Origin of the sequence: Curtobacterium sp. PhB136 (assembly GCF_004346855.1) — a bacterium.
Classification (GTDB): Bacteria; Actinomycetota; Actinomycetes; order Actinomycetales; family Microbacteriaceae; genus Curtobacterium.
In genome coordinates, this window is sequence record NZ_SMGH01000004.1 from 352,921 (window position 1) to 369,826 (window position 16,906).

Sequence of the window (16,906 nt, forward strand, 5' to 3'; positions counted from 1 at the left end):
GTCCCCCTGCACACAGCCCGGACGGGAGGCTCGGCACCGGTCCGACGAGCCGGTCTACGCCGGGTGGGCGGCCAGGAACGCGTCCGTCTCGGCCCGCGTGGGCGCCGTCGCGGGACCGAGACGGGACACCGCGATCGCAGCGGCGGCGTTCGCCCGGCGGACCGCGTCGACGAGGCCCGCGCCCCGGGTGAGCGCCGCGACGAGCACACCGCCGTGCGCGTCCCCGGCACCGTTCGTGTCGACGGCCGCGACGGCGAAGCCCGGAACCAGGACCGGGCCGTCGGACAGCGACGGGTCCGCGACCCAGCACCCGGCCCCGCCGTCACGGACCAGCGCCGTGCCCCGCGCACCCGCGGCCACGGCGGCGACCGCCTGCCGGAGGTCGGCCGACGTCGGGGACATGAGCCGGGCCTCCCGGGCGTTCGTGGAGACGACGTCCGCACGCGCCGTCACGGGCGCGACCACGGACGGATCCAGCGTCGCGACCAGGGGCGACGGGTCGAACACGACCCGCACCGATGCCGGGACCGTCCCGATCCACGCGGCGATCGCGGCACCGTTGACCGGGTGGGCGAGCCCGTAGCCGGAGACGAAGACGGTGTCGTCCTCGCGGAGGTCGATGCGGGCGAGCTCGGCCGGGCCGAGCCGTCCCTCGGCGCCGACGGACGTGACGAAGGTGCGCTCGGTGGAGGCGTCGACGAGCGCCACGCAGTAGCCGCTGTCGACGTCGTCGATCCCGGGCTGCAGCACCTCGACGTCCGCGTCCGCCAGGGCTCGTCGCACGACGTCGCCGAACGGACCGGTGCCGTACTGGCCGGCGAACACGACCTCGAGGCCGTCGCGCCGGGCCGCGACCATCGTGTTGAGCCCGCCGCCCGCGGTGATGTCCGACGACGATGCGAGCACGTCACCCCCGGGCTCCGGCAGCTCCCCGATGCGCATCACGATGTCGACGATGACGTTGCCGACGGAGACGAGCCGCGGCATCAGGCGCGCTCCGCGACCGGCATCGGCGCGGACTCGTCGGCCGGCTCGTGGAGCGTGCCCTTCGGTCCGCCGGTCAGGACGTAGACCGCTGCGGCGACGATGAACGTGACGATCCAGCCGAGGCCGTTCGCGCCGATCCAGGTGTGCGAGAACGAGCCGACGAACACCGGGTCGGCGTCCCCGACCTGCACGCTCGTGAACAGGAACCCGACCACGATCGCGACGGCCCAGGCGATGACCGCGCGCCAGGCGATGCCGCCGGAGTACCAGTAGCGACCCCCGGCGCGCAGGTCGAGGAGCGCGACCGGGTCGTACCAGGTGCGGCGCACGATGTCGGCGATGAAGACGCCGAGCCAGGCGGTGATCGGCACGGCGAGGACGGAGATGAACGTGATGAACGGCGCGTAGAAGCCGTCGGCCACGAGCATGAAGTACAGGGCGCCGAGGAACGTCACGACCACGTCGACCGTGACCGCCCACACCCGGGGCACCTTGATGCCGAGGGTCAGCGTGGTGAGGCTGGCGGAGTACACGGAGAGGTGGTTGGAGAGCAGCAGGCCGCCGAACGCGGCGATCAGGTACGGGATCGCCATCCAGCTCGGCAGCAGGTCACGGATCGCGGCGACCGGGTCACCGGCCTGCGCGAGGGTCGGGTCGCCGGCGGAGACGAGCGCTCCGAGGCCGACCAGGAGCACGAGCGGGATGCCCGCGCCCGCGGCACTGGCGGCGACGAGCTTCGACGCCCGCACGCTGGTCTTCGTGTAGCGGGCGATGTCGGCACCGGCGGTCGCCCAGCCGATCCCCGTCCCGGCAGCGATCGTGCCGATGCCGATGGCCATCGCGGCGAAGGGGCCGGCGGGAGCGCTGCCGACGACGTGCCAGTCGACGCGGACGACCAGGAACACGGCGACGAACACGTTGAGCGCGCCGAAGACCCACGTCGCCCACTTCTGTACGGCGACGATGAAGGCGTGACCGAGCCCGGAGATGAGCACCGTGGCGATCACGAACACCAGGATCGCGACGACCGTCAGGAGCGGCTCGTGCTTCGCGTCGCCGTCCGTCCCGAAGAGGATGGTGAACAGGGACAGCAGCACGAACGCCGCCGTCGTGGTGTTCACGGTCTCCCAGCCCAGTCGGGACAGCAGCGAGACGAACGTCGGGCCGATGTTGCCGCGGACGCCGAACACCGCGCGGCTCAGCGTCAGGCCGGGAGCGCCACCACGACGACCCGCGATCGAGATCACCCCGACGAGCGCGAACGACCCGGCCGCACCGACCACCGCGACGACGAGCGCCTGCCAGATGTTGAGGTGCTGGAACGCCACCAGGGTCGCGCCGAGGGGCAGCCCGAGGATCGAGATGTTCGCTGCGAACCACACCCAGAACAGCGCGCCGGAGCTGCCGGTGCGCTCGGCGGCGGGCACGGGTTCGATCCCGCGTTGCTCGATGCTGGTCAGGGTGCCGGAGGCGGGACGGTCGGTCATGGTTCCTCTTACGTCGTCGGAAGGGCTTCGGGGGGGGGACCGGGCGGTGGCTCGTGGGGGATGCCACCGACCGGGGCTGTGGGGGCGTGGCTAGTGCGTGCCGCGCAGTGCGAGGAGGGGGGCGACGACGTCCGCGAACCGGATGTCGTTCACGCGTTCGACCCGTTCGGCGGCCCCGTCGGGCCACGCGGACGGCCCGTGCACGGCGCCGAGCACCGCACCGGCCATCGCGGCGATCGTGTCGGTGTCGCCGCCGGTGCTCGCGGCGGTGCAGAGCGTCTCCCACGGGTCGAGGCCGAGCGAGACGAGGGCGAGCGCTGCCACCACCGACTCCTGGCTGGCGACGCTGGTGCCGATGACGCCGTCGATCACGTCGATGCGGTCGGCTGCGGGCACGGTCGGCAGGTACCCGCGCGCCCACGCGGCCTTGTCGGCGATCGAGGCGCCGGCGATCCAGTGCCCGCGGCGTTCCCCGATGCGGGCGGCGGCCACGGCGACGTCGAGTGCCTCGTCGCGGGTCGCGCCGTCGACGCCGGCGCTCACGGCGGCCGCGATCGCCGCGGCACCACCGATGCCGAGCCCGGTGTCGTGGGTGACCCGAGACGCGTCCTGCACGGCGTCGACGAGCGCGTCGAGGTCGTCGGCACGCGTGCTGATGCCGACCGGGGTGATCCGCATCGCGGCACCGTTCGTCGTGCCGGTCGACCCGGCCTCGGACGCGGGGACGCCGTCCAGGATGCGCTGCACCGCGGTCTTCGTGCTCGGGCCGAGGAGGTCGAGCGACCCCTTCGCCGCCATCCCGCGCTCCCAGTCGATGAGCGCCTCGGCGAAGCGGGTCGGGTCGAGCCGTCCTTCCCCCTCGACCAGGAGCCGTGCGACGAGGACGGCCTGCTCGGTGTCGTCGGTGATGCTCGCGGCGGGCATGCCGTGCGCGATCCGCTGGTGGGGGCCCGCGTCGACGAACCCGGCGATGCGCCCGTGGTCCTCGCGGATCTCGCGGAGGGACATCGACTGCGTCGGCATGCCGAGGGCGTCCCCGATGGCGAGCCCCCGGAAGGCGGCGAGGGCGTGGTCGTGCTGCGCGGTCATCGTGCGTCCTGTCCGGTGGTGCTCTGGAACCGCATGTGGATGCGGAAGCGCTCGGGGTCGAGGAGACTGTCGACCGCCTCGACGAACGCCCCGCTCGCGGTCCGGGACACCCGGCGGCTGTGCAGGAACGGGGTGCCCGGGGTGCGGTCGAGCACCGCGGCCTCGGCGTCGTCGAGCGGCCGGACGTCGATCCACTGCTCGGCACGGACCGGGACGAGCCCGGCCGCCTCGATCGTGGCGCTGAGGGAACCGTCCACCAGGCCGTCCTCGACCGCGCGGTCGAGCCGGCCGATCCGCGGGACGATGCTGCGCTCGTAGGACACGTGCGGGCCGTCCACGACCGAGCGCACCCGGTCGACCGCGACGAGCTCCGGGTCCGCGCCGACGACGCCGGCGAGCTCGGCGTCCGTGACCCGTTCGATCCGGAGGGTGCGCGCGACGACCTCGGCGCCGCTGCCGGCGATCGAGCGCGCCCAGCCGGCTCGGGGGTCGAGCGCTGCGCCGTCGAAGGTCACGACCGAGCCGATGCCGCCGTGGGTGGCGATGTACTCGTCGTCGGCGAGGTCGGCCAGTGCCGCACGCACCGTCCCACGACTGACGGCGAACCGTTCGGCGAGCTCGTGCTCGCCGGGGAGGCGTTCCCCGGAGACGTACCGACCCGTCGCGATCGCGTCGCGGAGGGCTTCGGCGACGAGACGTCGCTTCGATGAGACGGGCATGGCAGCGATGGTACATGTACAAGACCTGTCCAGTCGAGCGCAATGTCACGGTCCGGTGACGGCCCGGCCCCGATTCGGTAACACCCGTCGTCCAGGCGTGGTCATGGCCCTACGGTCGAACGGTGACTGCACGGACCATGCTCGCGCTCGGCGCCGCGACGCTCGCCCTCCTGGCGGGTGCGACGGCCGCCGACCTGTCCAACGGTCCCGCCACCGTCGACCGTGCCGCAGCAGCCGAGATCACCCCGGTCGCCACCCCCACGCACGTCTCGAACGCCAAGCTCAAGCGCGTCGACGCCGTCGAGCTCGGCGCCGAGTCGATCGTCCTCCGCCGTGGCGAACGGACCGTCGCGGTCGCCTCGATGCGCGACTCCCGCACGACCGTGTCGTTGCTCAACCGCCTGTTCGGCACCCCGTCCCGCACCCAGACGGCCGAAGGCGACGGCGGCCGTTGCTTCCCCGCCGGCACGACCTACACGTGGGGCGGCGCCATCCGTGTGGCCGCGCTCTCCACCCCGTCCAGCCTCGGCAACTCGCTCGAGGTCCGGGTCCTCCGCGACGACGTCCGCTCCCGCACCGGCGGCGTCGTCGAGCTGACCGGCCCGGACGACGTCCAGGTCGGGGACGACATCGCGCACCGCATCGACGACGCCGCACATGCCGACCGTGAGTCGCTCGGCTCCGGCGACTCCGAGGCGTGGCAGCTCCTCCTCGCCGAGGGCTGGCCGTCCGACTCCGACGGAGCCGGCACCAACGGCGTCTCCGCACTGACCGACGGCACCACCGTGACGGTCATCGGTTCGCCGATGCCCGTCAACGCCGTGCACGGCTGCTGACGCCGGCGCGACACCCTCGGCGCGCGCCGCACGCACTCACATCCGGATCGTGGCGACCACCGGGAAGTGGTCGCTCGCGAACCACGTCTCCGGCCCGTCGTGGTCGATGCGCACCCGGTCGACGCCGGCGACGCGCTTCGTCAGCACCCAGTCGATCCGCTCGCCGGAGTCCACGGGCGGCAGCCAGTCGTTGAACGTCGCCGTCCGGTCCGCCGGGTCCCCCGCCACCGTCCACGCATCCGTGTAGCCACCGTCCGCGAAGACCCGCGACGCCGCTCCCGCACCGGCGGGCTCGTTGCAGTCCCCGGCCACGACGACCGGGCCGTCGATCCCGGCGAGCCGCTCGACGATGAGCGCGGCGCTCCGGCCACGGACCTCGTCCCCGTGCTCGGTCGGCTCGTGGTCGAGGTGGGTCGTCAGGAGCGTGAACGCCGGCCCGTCGGCATCGAGGAACTCCACGTGGTTCGCGATCCGCGGGAACAGGCTGCCCCAGGTGTTCGACGCCGGCTCGTCCGGGGTGTCGGACAGCCAGAACGAGCCCGTGTCCATCGGTCGGAGCCGCTCGGTCCGGAAGAAGACCGCCGCGTGCTCCCCCGCCGTGCCGCCTTCGCGTCCCTGGCCGACGTCGGCGTACCCGGGCAGGCCCGCGCGGAGCTCGTCCATCTGGTGGTCGAAGGCCTCCTGCACGCAGAGCACGTCGGGGTCGTTCCGTCGGACGATGTCGAGCAGGACCGGCAGACGCGCCGGCCAGTCGTGCGCCGGATCCGGGTTCTTGACGTTGTAGGTCATCAGGGTGATCGGACGCGCTGCGTTGCTCACACCCTCGAACCTAGTAGATGCAGGAGTCCGCTTGCCCGTAGTTGTGCACGTCGGTCGACGTCGCACTCGGTTCGGACGCGGCCTTCGACGACGGCTTCGACGAGGGCTCGGACGCGGCGGACGACGAGGACGGTGCCGCCGGCTCCGCGGCCACGGCGGTCTTGCCGTTCTTCCCGAGCACGAGCGTCACGCCCTGCACGGACGACGTCTGCACGGGCAGCGCGCCGGGGACGGCGGCGACGAGGGCCTTCGCCTGCGCCTCCATGCCCGCCGGGTACTGCACCATCGTCGCGATCGTGGTGTCCGAGGAGCCCGGGGTCCCGACCTGGAACCCGCGGCCGGCGAGGACCGTGGTCGCCGCCCCGGCCGCGCCCGTGATCCCGCTGCCGTTCACGACCGTGACACTGACACCCGACGCGGCCGCGGCCGTCGCCTTCGTGTAGGCGTCCGACTGGCCGATGAGGCCCTGCACGAACGCGGGCATGCCGACCGTGTCCACCTCGACGATGGAGAGCGCGGAGCCGCCGACGTCGATCGTCGGGGTGCCGAGGATCGGGATCGTCGCGGACTGGATCGCCGACGGCCGCAGGTTCCGGAGCTGGGACGCGAGGGACAGCAGGTCGAGGCCCTGGTCGGTCTCGACGGAGTCACCGATCGCGTCGATGATGTTCGTCGTCTTCACCGGGTTGAGGAGTGTGCCGGCGGAGAGGATCTTCCGCGCTTCCTGCGAGAGGAAGTACTGCTGGCGCACCGAGCGGTCCAGGTCGCCGTTCGGCAGGCCGTGGCGCTGACGCACGAAGGAGAGTGCCTGCTTCGCGGTGAGCTTCGAGTTGCCGGCGGGCAGGTCGACGCCGGAGTACTTGTCCTTCGCGGGCTCCTTCAGGCAGACCTCGACCGGGCCGAGCTGCTTCACGATCTCGTAGAAGCCGAGCAGGGACACCCGCACGTAGTGGTCGATCGACAGCCCGCTGAGCCCCTCGATCGTCTTGATGAGCATCTGGGCACCGCCCGCGGCGCCGCCGTTGTTGAGGGTGCCGTAGTAGAACGCGCTGTTGAGCTTGCCCTTGCCGACGCCGGGGATGTCCACGTAGGAGTCGCGCGGGAACGAGATCATCGTCGCGCTGCGCCCGTCGGCTGCGATGTGCAGCACGATCATGGTGTCGGTGTTGGTCGATCCGCCGTCCGAGGTGGTGCTGAGCTCGGCCATCTGCTCGGGCGTCGCGTTCTCGGGACGGTGGTCGTCACCGACGAGCAGGATGTTCATCGCCTTGCCGTCGACGTCGTCCTTGGTGCTCGTCGATCCACCGATCGCGTCGACCTTGGTGACGCTCGACGCCAGGCGGTTGTAGGCGTACGCCGCGTACCCGCCGCTGAGCAGCAGGGCCATGGTGAGCACACCGGCGACGGCGGGGAACACCACGCCGAACCCGCGCTTCTGGCGGCCGTGCCGGGGCGGCACGGAGCCGCGTCGGCGGCGCAGGGTCGTCTCTTCCGGTTGCGAACTCACCTGAGCACGATAACCGGAGACGGTGCGTGGAGTATGGCATCCTCCTGCGAAATGTCGCCAACACCCCCCGGACGGGAGGCACGGTGCCAGCTGGCACCGTGCCTCCCGTCCGTGCTCATGGCCGCGTCTCACTCCTGCCGCAGCGTCTCCTTGTTGGTCTCGCGGGCACGCAGGACCGCGATGCCGCTGATCGCGGCGGCGGCCATCACGTAGAAGGCCGGCGCGAAGTTGTTGCCCGTCGAGGCGATGAGCCACGTGGCGAAGTACGGCGTGATCCCACCGAAGACCGCGACGCTGATGTTGTACGCGATGCCCATCGACCCGTACCGGATGTTGGTCGGGAACAGCTCGGCCATCGCAGCACTCACGGCACCGTCGAACGCGGCCATGAACAGCCCGAGGAGCATCATCGCCCCGGCGGCCGCCCAGAAGTTCCCGGCGTTCATGAGCATCAGGGTCGGGTAGGTCAGCACGACGAACCCGGCACAGCCGGCGAGCATGACCGGCTTCCGGCCGATCTTGTCGGACAGCAGGCCGAAGAACGGCACGAGGGCGGCGATCACGATGAAGCCGAGTACCACCGCGCCGTAGGACACCATGGGCGAGTAGCCGAGGTCCGCCTGCAGGTAGGACGGCATGAAGGTCTGCAGGATCCAGTGCCCGACGGCCTTGATCACGACGAAGCCGACGCAGAAGAGCAGCGCTCGCCACGACGTCCGGATCGAGCGGCGCAGCGGGTTCGCCGCGACCTCGCCCTTGGCCTTGAGCGCGCGGAACTCCGGGGTGTCCTCGAGCTTCGTGCGGAGGTACAGCCCGACGAGCCCGAGCGGGATCGCGATGAGGAACAGCACCCGCCAGCCCCACGACTGCAGGGCGTCCCCGCCGGCGACCGCCGTGAAGAGGAAGACCAGGCCGCCACCGACGATGAAGGCGACGAACCCGAAGACGTCGATGAAGCTCGTGACGAAGCCGCGCCGGTTCGACGGGGCGTACTCGGCGAGCAGCGTGGTCGCGCCGGCTCCCTCACCGCCGGCGGCGAAGCCCTGGACGAGTCGCACGAGGACGAGCAGGACCGGCGCCCAGAGTCCGACCACCTGGTACGTCGGCAGGATGCCCATCACGGCGGTGGCCCCGCTCGTGATGAGGATCACCGTCGCGAGGGTGGTCTTCCGGCCGACCCGGTCACCGAGGGACCCCCAGAACAACCCGCCGAGCGGTCGCATCACGAAGCCGGCACCGAACACCGCGAACGCGGACAGGAGCGCCACCTGCGGGTCGCCCTGCTTGAAGAAGTGGAGCGAGATGACCGTGGCCAGCGTGCCGTAGAGGCCGAAGTCGAACCACTCGACGAAGTGACCGACACCGGCCGCGACGATCACCTTCCGCATGCTCTGGCGGCGGGCGTCGTCGCCCAGCGCGGCCCGGACGTCCGGGGTGGTGGTGGCGGCGTCGGCGCTCGTGCGCGTTCGGGTTCCGTCGCTCATGGGGTGACCTCACACTTCGTTGTCGAGAGTTCGTTGACGATAGCACTCGTCGGGCACACTTTGCCACACAGTGGGAAAGAAGCGCCAGCAAGTGATACCGTCGCTGCCATGCAGTTCCGGAACCAGCACCACGACGTCGTGGTCGTCGGCGGCGGCCTCGCCGGTGTGAGCGCCGCCGTCGCCGCCGCCCGCCTCGGCTCGAGCGTCGCCCTCGTCACCAACCGCCCGGTCCTCGGCGGCAACTCCTCGAGCGAGATCCGCGTGTGGGTCGTCGGCGCGACCGCCCACGGCACCCAGCGGTTCGCCCGCGAGACCGGGATCATGGGCGAGCTGTTCCTCGAGAACCAGTACCGGAACCCGCAGGGGAACGCCGTCTACTGGGACCAGGTGGTGCTCGACCTCGTCCGCGCCGAGCCGAACGTGCACCTCCACCTCAACACGGACGTGCGCACCGTCCGGACCTCCGACGACGGCGGACCGACGACGATCACCAGCGTCACGGGCTGGACGATGGGCTCCGAGATCGAGACGACGTTCACCGCGCCGGTGTTCCTCGACTGCACGGGCGACGGACTCGTGGGCGCACTCGCCGGCGCCGAGTACCGCATCGGCCGCGAGGGCCGGGACGAGCACGGCGAGGACTGGGCACCCGAGCACGCCGACGACGAACTGCTCGGCAGCTCGATCTTCTTCTCCACGCACGACACCGGCAGGCCCGAGAAGTTCGTCGCACCGTCGATCGCCATCGACGTGTCGCAGACGCCGATCCTCGCGAACCGGGCGATCGGCACCGGCGACAACGGCTGCAACTACTGGTGGATCGAGTGGGGCGGCGAGCTCGACACCGTCACCGACAACGAGCACATCCGCGACGAACTCTGGGGCGTCGTCTACGGCATCTGGGACCACATCAAGAACTCCGGCCGGTTCGACGCCGACACCCTGACGCTCGACTGGGTCGGCGCGATCCCGGGCAAGCGCGAGTACCGCCGGTTCGTGGGCGACCACACCCTCACCCAGCAGGACCTGCTCACGCAGCGGTCCTTCCCGGACACCGTCGCGTTCGGCGGCTGGTCGATCGACCTGCACCCGGTCGAGGGCGTCTACGCCGAGACCGCCGGCGCCCAGCAGCGCTACACGGACGGCACGTACGACATCCCGTTCCGCTCCCTCTACTCGGCGAACGTCGCGAACCTGCTCGTCGCCGGACGGAACATCTCGGCGTCGCACATCGCCTTCGGCTCCACCCGCGTGATGGCGACCTGCGCCACCCAGGGCCAGGCGGCCGGCACTGCGGCGCACCTCGTCGCACGGCACGGCATGACGCCACGCCAGCTCGGGTCCGACCACATCGCGATGCTGCAGCAGACGCTCCTCCGCGAGGACGCCCCGCTCATCGGCGTCCGGGCCGTCGACGCCGCGGACCTGGCACGCCGTGCCCGGATCAGCGCGAGTTCCGAGTTGACGACGATCGACACGACGCCGTGGCAGACCGAGGAGCCCTTCGCGCTCGACCGCGACGCCGCGATCGTCCTGCCCGCGGACCCGTCCCTCGGCACGATCGCCATCCGCACCGACGCCGACGCCGCGACCGACCTGCGGGTCGAGCTCTGGACCACGGGCAAGCCGCAGAACTACGCCCCGATCGACCACGTCTCCACCCACACCACGCGCGTTCCGCCCGGGTCCGGCGAAGCGGTTGTCGACCTCGACTTCCACCCGGCGGAGCCGTGCAACGCGGTCGTCGTCGTCCGCACCGCACCCGGCGTCCGCCTGCTCCGGACCGACGGCCACCCGTACGGCGTCCTCGCGCTCCGCGCCCGCTCCGCCGACGACGCGGCCTTCGACGACCACATCCCGGAGGAGGACGACCAACCCGTCACGGACTGGGAGGCACGGGCCCTCCGCGGAACCTGTTTCGCGTTCACCGTGACCGGCGAGACGGACGCGTGGCGAGCCTCCCGGGTGGTGGACGGCATCCAGCGTCCCCACGGTGGGCCGCACATGTGGTCGAGCCACGCACACGACACCGCGACACTGACGCTCGACTGGGCGGAGCCCGTCGACGTCCACCAGGTCCGCATCGTCTGGAACGACGACGTCGACGCGGACCTCATCAACCTGCACCACCACCGGACGCACTGGGACGCCGTCCCGGACCTGGCCCGCGACTACCGGGTCGAGGCGTGCGTGGACGGTGCGTGGCAGCCCCTCGCGACCGTCGCGGGGAACCGCCACCGGCACCGGGTGCACGACGTCGACCCGGTCCGCACGACGTCGCTCCGCGTCGTCGTGACCGCGACCAACGGGTCGCCCTTCGTCACGGCGAGCGCCGTGAAGGTCTACTGACCACCGCACCACCCATCCGACGATCAAGGGAGATCGCCATGCGCCTGCGCGCCACCACCCTGCTCACCGCGATCGCGGTCGCGTCCGTCACGGTCGCGTCCGTGTCGACCTGGACGGGAGGCCCGGCGCACGCCGCCGACGCCGCGCCCGGCCCACGGGCGGTCGCCGCCACGACCGTCGGCACCGCCGCGATCCAGGCGAACCCCGGCAACCCGGCCGCACCGACAGCGACCGCGCACACCGTGTCGGCCAACGCGACGGCGGTCCCCGTCAAGGCGGAGTCCGTCAGCGGCACCTCGCACGACGTCGCGATGTTCGCGAAGGGAACCGGCACCGCCACGGTGCGCGTCACGATGCCGGGGCTCGCCACGTCCGCGACCCCGGTCGTCACGCCCAGGACCCTCGCGATCGCCACCACCCGCTCCGGCGACACCGTGACGTTCACGATCCGCGACGCGCACCCGCTCGTCATCGAGACACCAGGCGTCCGCGCGCTGTTCCTCTACGTCACGCCGTCCGAGACGGACGTCCCGTCGGCCGCCGACCCGAACGTGCTCTACTACGGGCCCGGCGAGCACGACGCCGGCGTGATCCGACCGACGTCGGGGCAGACCGTCTACCTGGCGCCGGGCGCACTCGTGCGCGGCCGCATCGACGGCGACGGGGTGACCGGGGTCACGGTCCGCGGGCGCGGGATCCTGGACGCCGGCGACGACACCTCCCGCACCGACAAGACGATGGCGATCCGCTTCCACGACAGCTCGGACATCACCGTGGAGGGCATCGGCGTCCGCAACGCCCAGTGGTGGCAGACGCTCTACATCCGCTCGTCCGGCATCGACGTCTCGTGGATGAACCTGATGGGCACGCTCATCAACAACGACGGCATCGACACCGACGGCGTGCAGGACATGACCGTCAGCCACGACTTCGTGATGAGCGGCGACGACGGGTTCGGCTGGCACGCCCTCGACGCCGCCACCAACGGCGAGCCCGAGACCCGCGGGCTGCACGCCGACGACACCACCTTCTGGAACGTCACCGGCGGGAACCCGGTGCGCTTCGGGTCGTCGATGGAGACCGAGGTGTTCACCGACGTGTCCATCACACGGTCGTACGTGCTCCGCGCGAAGGAGGTGGCACTGAAGCTCGACGTGCAGGACTGGGCGACGCTCTCCGACGTCACGGTCGACGGCTACCACGTGGAGTCGCAGCCGGTCGGGAAGCAGGCGATCGTGATGCAGGTGCTCAAGGGGCCGTACTCGAACGACACCGGGTACGGCGACGAGCGCGGGCGCATCACGGGCATCACGATCCGGGACTTCACGAGCGTGAGCGCGGACCCGGTGACGCTGTCCGGGTGGGACGCCGCGCACGGGGTGTCGGACGTGTCGTTCTCGGGCGTGGTGCTCGGCGGTGTGCCGCTGACGGCGGCGCAGGTGCGGACGAACGCGTTCGTGTCCGGCGTGACCGTCGCCTGACCACGCATTCGCGTCGGGCGTGACCGTCGCCTGACCACGCATTCGCGTCGGGCGTGACCGTCGCCTGACCACATGTGGAATACGCGGTTCCGGCTGCGGCCAGCACCTACGCTGACGCCGGGTCCGCGTCACCGCCGGAGCGCGGCCCGGGCAGAGTTGAAGCCCACCACCGCGACAACGGTGATGGGCTTCGGTCGGCTCTCCGAGCGGAAAGCCAAGGGACACACAGGGTCCCAAGCTCACAAGCTCGGACCAGTGTACCGCCCAGATGGACGATGCACACCCCTTGGCCTGCGCTTCTCGTGTCCGCCGGCGCAGACACCAGGAGGTGGATCGATGTCCCAGGACAACGACTCCAAGCCCAGGCGTCAGGTGCTGTGGTTGGGGGTCGCGAGCTTGCTCGTGAACCTCGCCAGGCTCCTCGTCGACCTGTGGCGCAAGGGCTGAGAACCAGGGCACCCCGCGTCGCAGTCGGCGCGGGGTGCCCGCTCGACCAGCAGAATGGGCACATGGCCACCACCCCTCCGAACCAGAGCATCGAGCGCGCCGTGGCGGTCCTCGGCGCGCTCGGCACCTCCGAGAGCGGGAGCGTCCGCGCGTCGGACATCGCCCGCGCGATCGGGCTCGGGACCTCGACGACCGGGCGGCTCCTCGCGACGCTGGAGTCGCTCGAGTTCGTCCGGCGCGACCCGGAGACGCAGGGGTACTCGGTCGGGCGGGCGGTCCTCGAGCTCGCGAGCCAGGGCCTCAACCACAATCCCGTGCACCGCGAGTCCCGCGCCGCCGCGCAGGAACTCGCGCACCGCATCGGGCTGACCGCGAACGTCGGCGTGCTCGACGACGCCTGGGCGATCTACCTCTGCCACTTCGAGGGGTCGCTCGCGCCGAAGTCGCACACGATGATCGGGATGCGGCAGCCGCTGCACGCGTCCGCGCTCGGCAAGGCCCTGATGCTCGACATGAGCCAGGCGGAGCGGGAAGCGCTGCTCGGGGAACTCTCCCGCTACACGGACCACACCATCACCACGCACGACGCCCTGACCGCCGACCTGGCGGCCTCGGCGTCGCGGGGGTGGTGTGTGGAGAACCAGGAACTCGCACTCGGACGGTTCTGCATCGCCGCGCCCATCCGGAACGCGTCAGGACGGATCGCAGCGGCGCTGTCGATCTCCGGACGCGTGACCCAGCTCCGCGACCGCGACATGGACTCGCTCGCCGAGGACCTCATCGAGGTCGCCGACCGGATCAGCGTCGGGTTGGGGATGATCTCCGCCGTCGCGCACTGACCACCGCGGGTCAGCCGCGGGCCGCGGGCCGCGGGTCAGCCGCGGGCCGCGGGCCGCGGGTCAGCCGCGGGTCGGCAGCAGGTGCACCGCTTCCATCGCGAGCTCGGCGGCGATCGGGTCCTTCGCGAGGACGGCGTCCTTGAGCTTCTGGAGCTCGGGGAGGATGACGTCGGCGGGCACCAGCTCGGCGAGCTCCGGCACACGGAGCTTGAAGGCCAGGCCGTCGGTGGTCGACCGGCAGAGCTGCTCGAGGGACGGGTTGCCGCAGGCCCCGGCCCAGAGCGAGTAGATGTCCGCGCCGTCGTGGGCGACCTTCGCCTGTTCGTCCTTGCCGACGCGGGCGACGACGTCGTCGAGCATCTTCACGATCTTCTTGCGCTCCGCGTCGGTGAAGCGCGGCACCGCCAGGCGGACGACCCCGCCGTAGATCACGCCGAGCGTGCGGTACGCGTCGAGCAGTTCGTCAGCAGTCGGTGCCGCGACCCGCGTGTAGCGGTTCGGGGCCATCTCGATCAGGCCGGCGCGGGCGAGTTCGGCCAGGGCTTCGCGGATCGGGGTGCGGGAGACGCCGAGCCAGGAGATCAGGTCGTCGTCGTTGAGCCGCTCGCCGGGCTCCAGCGTGCCGTCCATGATCGCGTCGCGGATCTTGTCCTGCACGGTGTCACGGAGGAGCTTGCGCTCGGCAGCAGGCTGCGTCGAGGGAACTGGCATGTGCACAGCGTGTCACATGTCGGCGGAGCGACGCGAGAGGCGCGACGGCCACCAGGCGCGTGCGCCGAGGTCGTACGCCAGGGCCGGGACGAGCAGCGAACGGACCACGATCGTGTCGAGCAGGACGCCGAACGCGACGACGAACGCGATCTGCACGAGGAACAGGATCGGGATCACGCCGAGGGCAGCGAACGTGGCGGCGAGCACCACCCCGGCTGAGGTGATCACGCCACCGGTGACGCCGAGTCCGCGGAGCACGCCCTCGCGCGGGCCGTGCCGCAGGGCCTCCTCACGCACCCGGGTCATGAGGAAGATGTTGTAGTCCACCCCGAGCGCCACCAGGAACACGAACGAGTACAGCGGGACGGACGGGTCCGCGCCGGGGAAGTGGAACACGTGGTCGAACACCAGCGCGCCGACGCCGAGCGCCGCGGCGAACGAGACGATCACGCTGCCGATGAGGACGAGCGGTGCGACGATGCTCCGCAGCAGGAGCATCAGGATGAGCAGGATGACGACGAGCACCACCGGGATGATCAGCGAGCGGTCCCGGATGCCGGTGTCGTTCGTGTCGATCGCCGTCGCGGTGACCCCGCCGACGAGCGCGCCGGGGTCGACGCGCTCGACGGCGGTGCGGAGTGCGCGCACGGTCGTCTCGGCAGCGCCCGAGTCGGCGGCGGAGCTCAGGGTCGCCTGGAGCAGGACCTGCCCGTCGACCACGGTGGGGCCGGCGCCGCCGCTCCCGCTCGCGCCGCCGCTCCCGCTGACCGGCACCGTGCCCGCGGGTGCGTCCTTCGACACCACCACCACACCGTCGACGCCGTCCACGCCGGTGATCGCCGATGCCAGGTCGTCGATGCGGTCGGCGTCGCCGATCACCTGCGCCGGGCTGCCGGAGCCTGCGGGGAAGTGGTCGGCCAGCACGTCCTGACCGTCGCGCGCCTGCGACTGTCCGATCACCAGGTCACTCTGCGGGACACCGTCCGCCTTGAGCCCGATGAGCCCGGTGCCCATGGCGAGCAGTCCGACGGTGCACACGATCCACACGACCCGCGAGCGGCGGGACACGAGCCGACCGACGCGTGCCCAGAGTCCCCGGGCGTCGGGACCGGTGACCACCGGGTGCGCGCTGCCGTCGAGCGGACGCAGCGGCCAGAACGCGGCGCGACGGAACATCAGCAGCAGCGCGGGCAGGAGCGTCAGAGCCGCCAGCAGGCTGAACGCGATGCCGATCGCCGCCACCGGGCCGAGGGCCTTGTTCGAGTTGAGGTCGGAGAGCAGCAGGCAGAGCACGCCGACGATGACGGTGCCGCCCGACGCCAGGATCGGCTCGAGGCTCCCGCGGAGGGCGGCCTTCGTCGCGTCCCAGCCGGTGCGGTAGTCGCGGAGCGCCTCGCGGTACCGGGAGACGTAGAGCAGCGCGTAGTCGGTCGCGGCACCGATGACCAGGATCGAGAGGATGCCCTGCACCTGCCCGTTCACGGTGACGATGCCGGCCTTCGCCAGCGCCCACACGACGAGGATCGACGCGGTCAGTGCGAAGGTGGCCGTCCCGAGCACCAGGAACGGCAGCAGTGGCGACCGGTAGACGATGACCAGGATGACGAGGACCGCGGCGAGGGCGACCCCGAGCAGGATGCCGTCGATGCCCGCGAACGCCTCGGTGAGGTCGGCCGTGAACCCGGCCGGACCGGTGACGTAGCCGCGCATCCCGGACGTGAGCGCGTCGTCGACGTCCGCTCGGATCGCCGCCACGGCGTCGCCGGTGTCCGCCGCGCTCGTCAGCGTCGCCACGATCTCGACCGCGTCCCCGTCCTCGCTCGGGATCGCGGGGCTCACCGAGTCGACGTCGGAACGGTCACCGAGCCGTTCGACGAGCGCGCGGGCGGCCGCTGTGTCGGACGCCGCGAAGCCACCGGAGCGTTCGAGGACGATGACCGCGGGAGCGCCGGTGTCGTCGCGGAACGCCGCCGAGCGCTCCTGCACCTTGGTCGCATCGGCCGACGCGGGGAGGAACGAGGTCTGGTCGTTCGTGGAGACCTCGGAGATCTTGCCGAAGAACGGTCCGCCGATCGAGGCGATGACGAGCCAGGCGACGATGACGACGGCGGGGATCACGATGCGGAGGAAGCGGGGCACGAGGTTGAGCGT

General features: G+C 71.6%; 13 protein-coding genes. 4 read left to right on the forward strand and 9 right to left on the reverse strand.

Annotated elements, in window-relative coordinates; all coding sequences use genetic code 11:
- Nucleotides 1-54 precede the first annotated feature (54 nt).
- From EDF27_RS01720 to EDF27_RS01735, 4 genes are all read right to left on the reverse strand, one after another.
- Nucleotides 55-987: a PfkB family carbohydrate kinase gene (locus EDF27_RS01720; RefSeq protein ID WP_123701193.1), complete on the reverse strand. Its 933-nt coding sequence runs from the start codon at nucleotides 985-987 to the stop codon at nucleotides 55-57.
- The gene (locus tag EDF27_RS01725) at nucleotides 987-2,474 is read right to left on the reverse strand and encodes a cytosine permease (RefSeq protein WP_132046932.1); all 1,488 of its coding nucleotides are present in this window, start codon (nucleotides 2,472-2,474) and stop codon (nucleotides 987-989) included. Before EDF27_RS01725 ends, EDF27_RS01720 begins: the two co-directional genes overlap by 1 nt.
- Nucleotides 2,475-2,564: 90 nt before the next feature.
- Nucleotides 2,565-3,563 carry an ADP-ribosylglycohydrolase family protein gene (locus EDF27_RS01730; RefSeq protein ID WP_132046934.1) on the reverse strand — a complete coding sequence of 333 codons (999 nt, stop codon included), beginning with the start codon at nucleotides 3,561-3,563 and terminating at the stop codon, nucleotides 2,565-2,567.
- Entirely contained in the window at nucleotides 3,560-4,282 is a 723-nt protein-coding gene (locus EDF27_RS01735; RefSeq protein ID WP_123655351.1) for a GntR family transcriptional regulator, read from the reverse strand. The genes EDF27_RS01730 and EDF27_RS01735 overlap by 4 nt, the downstream gene beginning before the upstream one ends.
- Nucleotides 4,283-4,404: 122 nt before the next feature.
- Here EDF27_RS01735 and EDF27_RS01740 point away from each other — a divergent pair, with 122 nt between their 5' ends.
- Nucleotides 4,405-5,118, forward strand: a complete 714-nt coding sequence (locus tag EDF27_RS01740) for a hypothetical protein (RefSeq protein WP_132046936.1) — start codon at nucleotides 4,405-4,407, stop codon at nucleotides 5,116-5,118.
- Nucleotides 5,119-5,154: 36 nt separating this feature from the next.
- On the opposite strand, the gene EDF27_RS01745 is transcribed toward EDF27_RS01740, so the two are convergent.
- The 3 genes from EDF27_RS01745 to EDF27_RS01755 form a co-directional block, all read right to left on the reverse strand.
- Entirely contained in the window at nucleotides 5,155-5,937 is a 783-nt protein-coding gene (locus tag EDF27_RS01745) for an endonuclease/exonuclease/phosphatase family protein (RefSeq protein ID WP_132046938.1), read from the reverse strand.
- A gap of 10 nt (nucleotides 5,938-5,947) precedes the next feature.
- Nucleotides 5,948-7,444, reverse strand: a complete 1,497-nt coding sequence (locus EDF27_RS01750) for an LCP family protein (RefSeq protein WP_123655348.1) — start codon at nucleotides 7,442-7,444, stop codon at nucleotides 5,948-5,950.
- Between the two features lie 128 nt (nucleotides 7,445-7,572).
- On the reverse strand, nucleotides 7,573-8,928 hold the full coding sequence (locus EDF27_RS01755) for an MFS transporter (RefSeq protein WP_123655347.1): 1,356 nt from the start codon (nucleotides 8,926-8,928) through the stop codon (nucleotides 7,573-7,575).
- 108 nt (nucleotides 8,929-9,036) lie between these two features.
- Between EDF27_RS01755 and EDF27_RS01760 the strand changes: the two genes are divergently transcribed.
- The 3 genes from EDF27_RS01760 to EDF27_RS01770 all read left to right on the forward strand — a co-directional run bounded on the left by EDF27_RS01760 (nucleotide 9,037) and on the right by EDF27_RS01770 (nucleotide 14,044).
- The gene (locus EDF27_RS01760; protein ID WP_132046941.1) at nucleotides 9,037-11,277 is read left to right on the forward strand and encodes an FAD-dependent oxidoreductase; all 2,241 of its coding nucleotides are present in this window, start codon (nucleotides 9,037-9,039) and stop codon (nucleotides 11,275-11,277) included.
- Nucleotides 11,278-11,315: 38 nt separating this feature from the next.
- Nucleotides 11,316-12,758, forward strand: coding sequence for a hypothetical protein (locus tag EDF27_RS01765; RefSeq protein WP_132046943.1), 1,443 nt, complete (start codon nucleotides 11,316-11,318; stop codon nucleotides 12,756-12,758).
- Between the two features lie 509 nt (nucleotides 12,759-13,267).
- The gene (locus EDF27_RS01770; protein WP_123701185.1) at nucleotides 13,268-14,044 is read left to right on the forward strand and encodes an IclR family transcriptional regulator; all 777 of its coding nucleotides are present in this window, start codon (nucleotides 13,268-13,270) and stop codon (nucleotides 14,042-14,044) included.
- 60 nt (nucleotides 14,045-14,104) lie between these two features.
- Here EDF27_RS01770 and EDF27_RS01775 read toward each other — a convergent pair whose 3' ends face one another.
- A complete protein-coding gene (locus tag EDF27_RS01775; RefSeq protein ID WP_123655343.1) occupies nucleotides 14,105-14,755 on the reverse strand; it encodes a GntR family transcriptional regulator in 651 nt (216 codons plus the stop codon).
- A 12-nt stretch (nucleotides 14,756-14,767) separates the two neighbouring features.
- A complete protein-coding gene (locus EDF27_RS01780) occupies nucleotides 14,768-16,894 on the reverse strand; it encodes an efflux RND transporter permease subunit (RefSeq protein ID WP_132046945.1) in 2,127 nt (708 codons plus the stop codon).
- Between the last annotated feature and the right edge of the window lie 12 nt (nucleotides 16,895-16,906).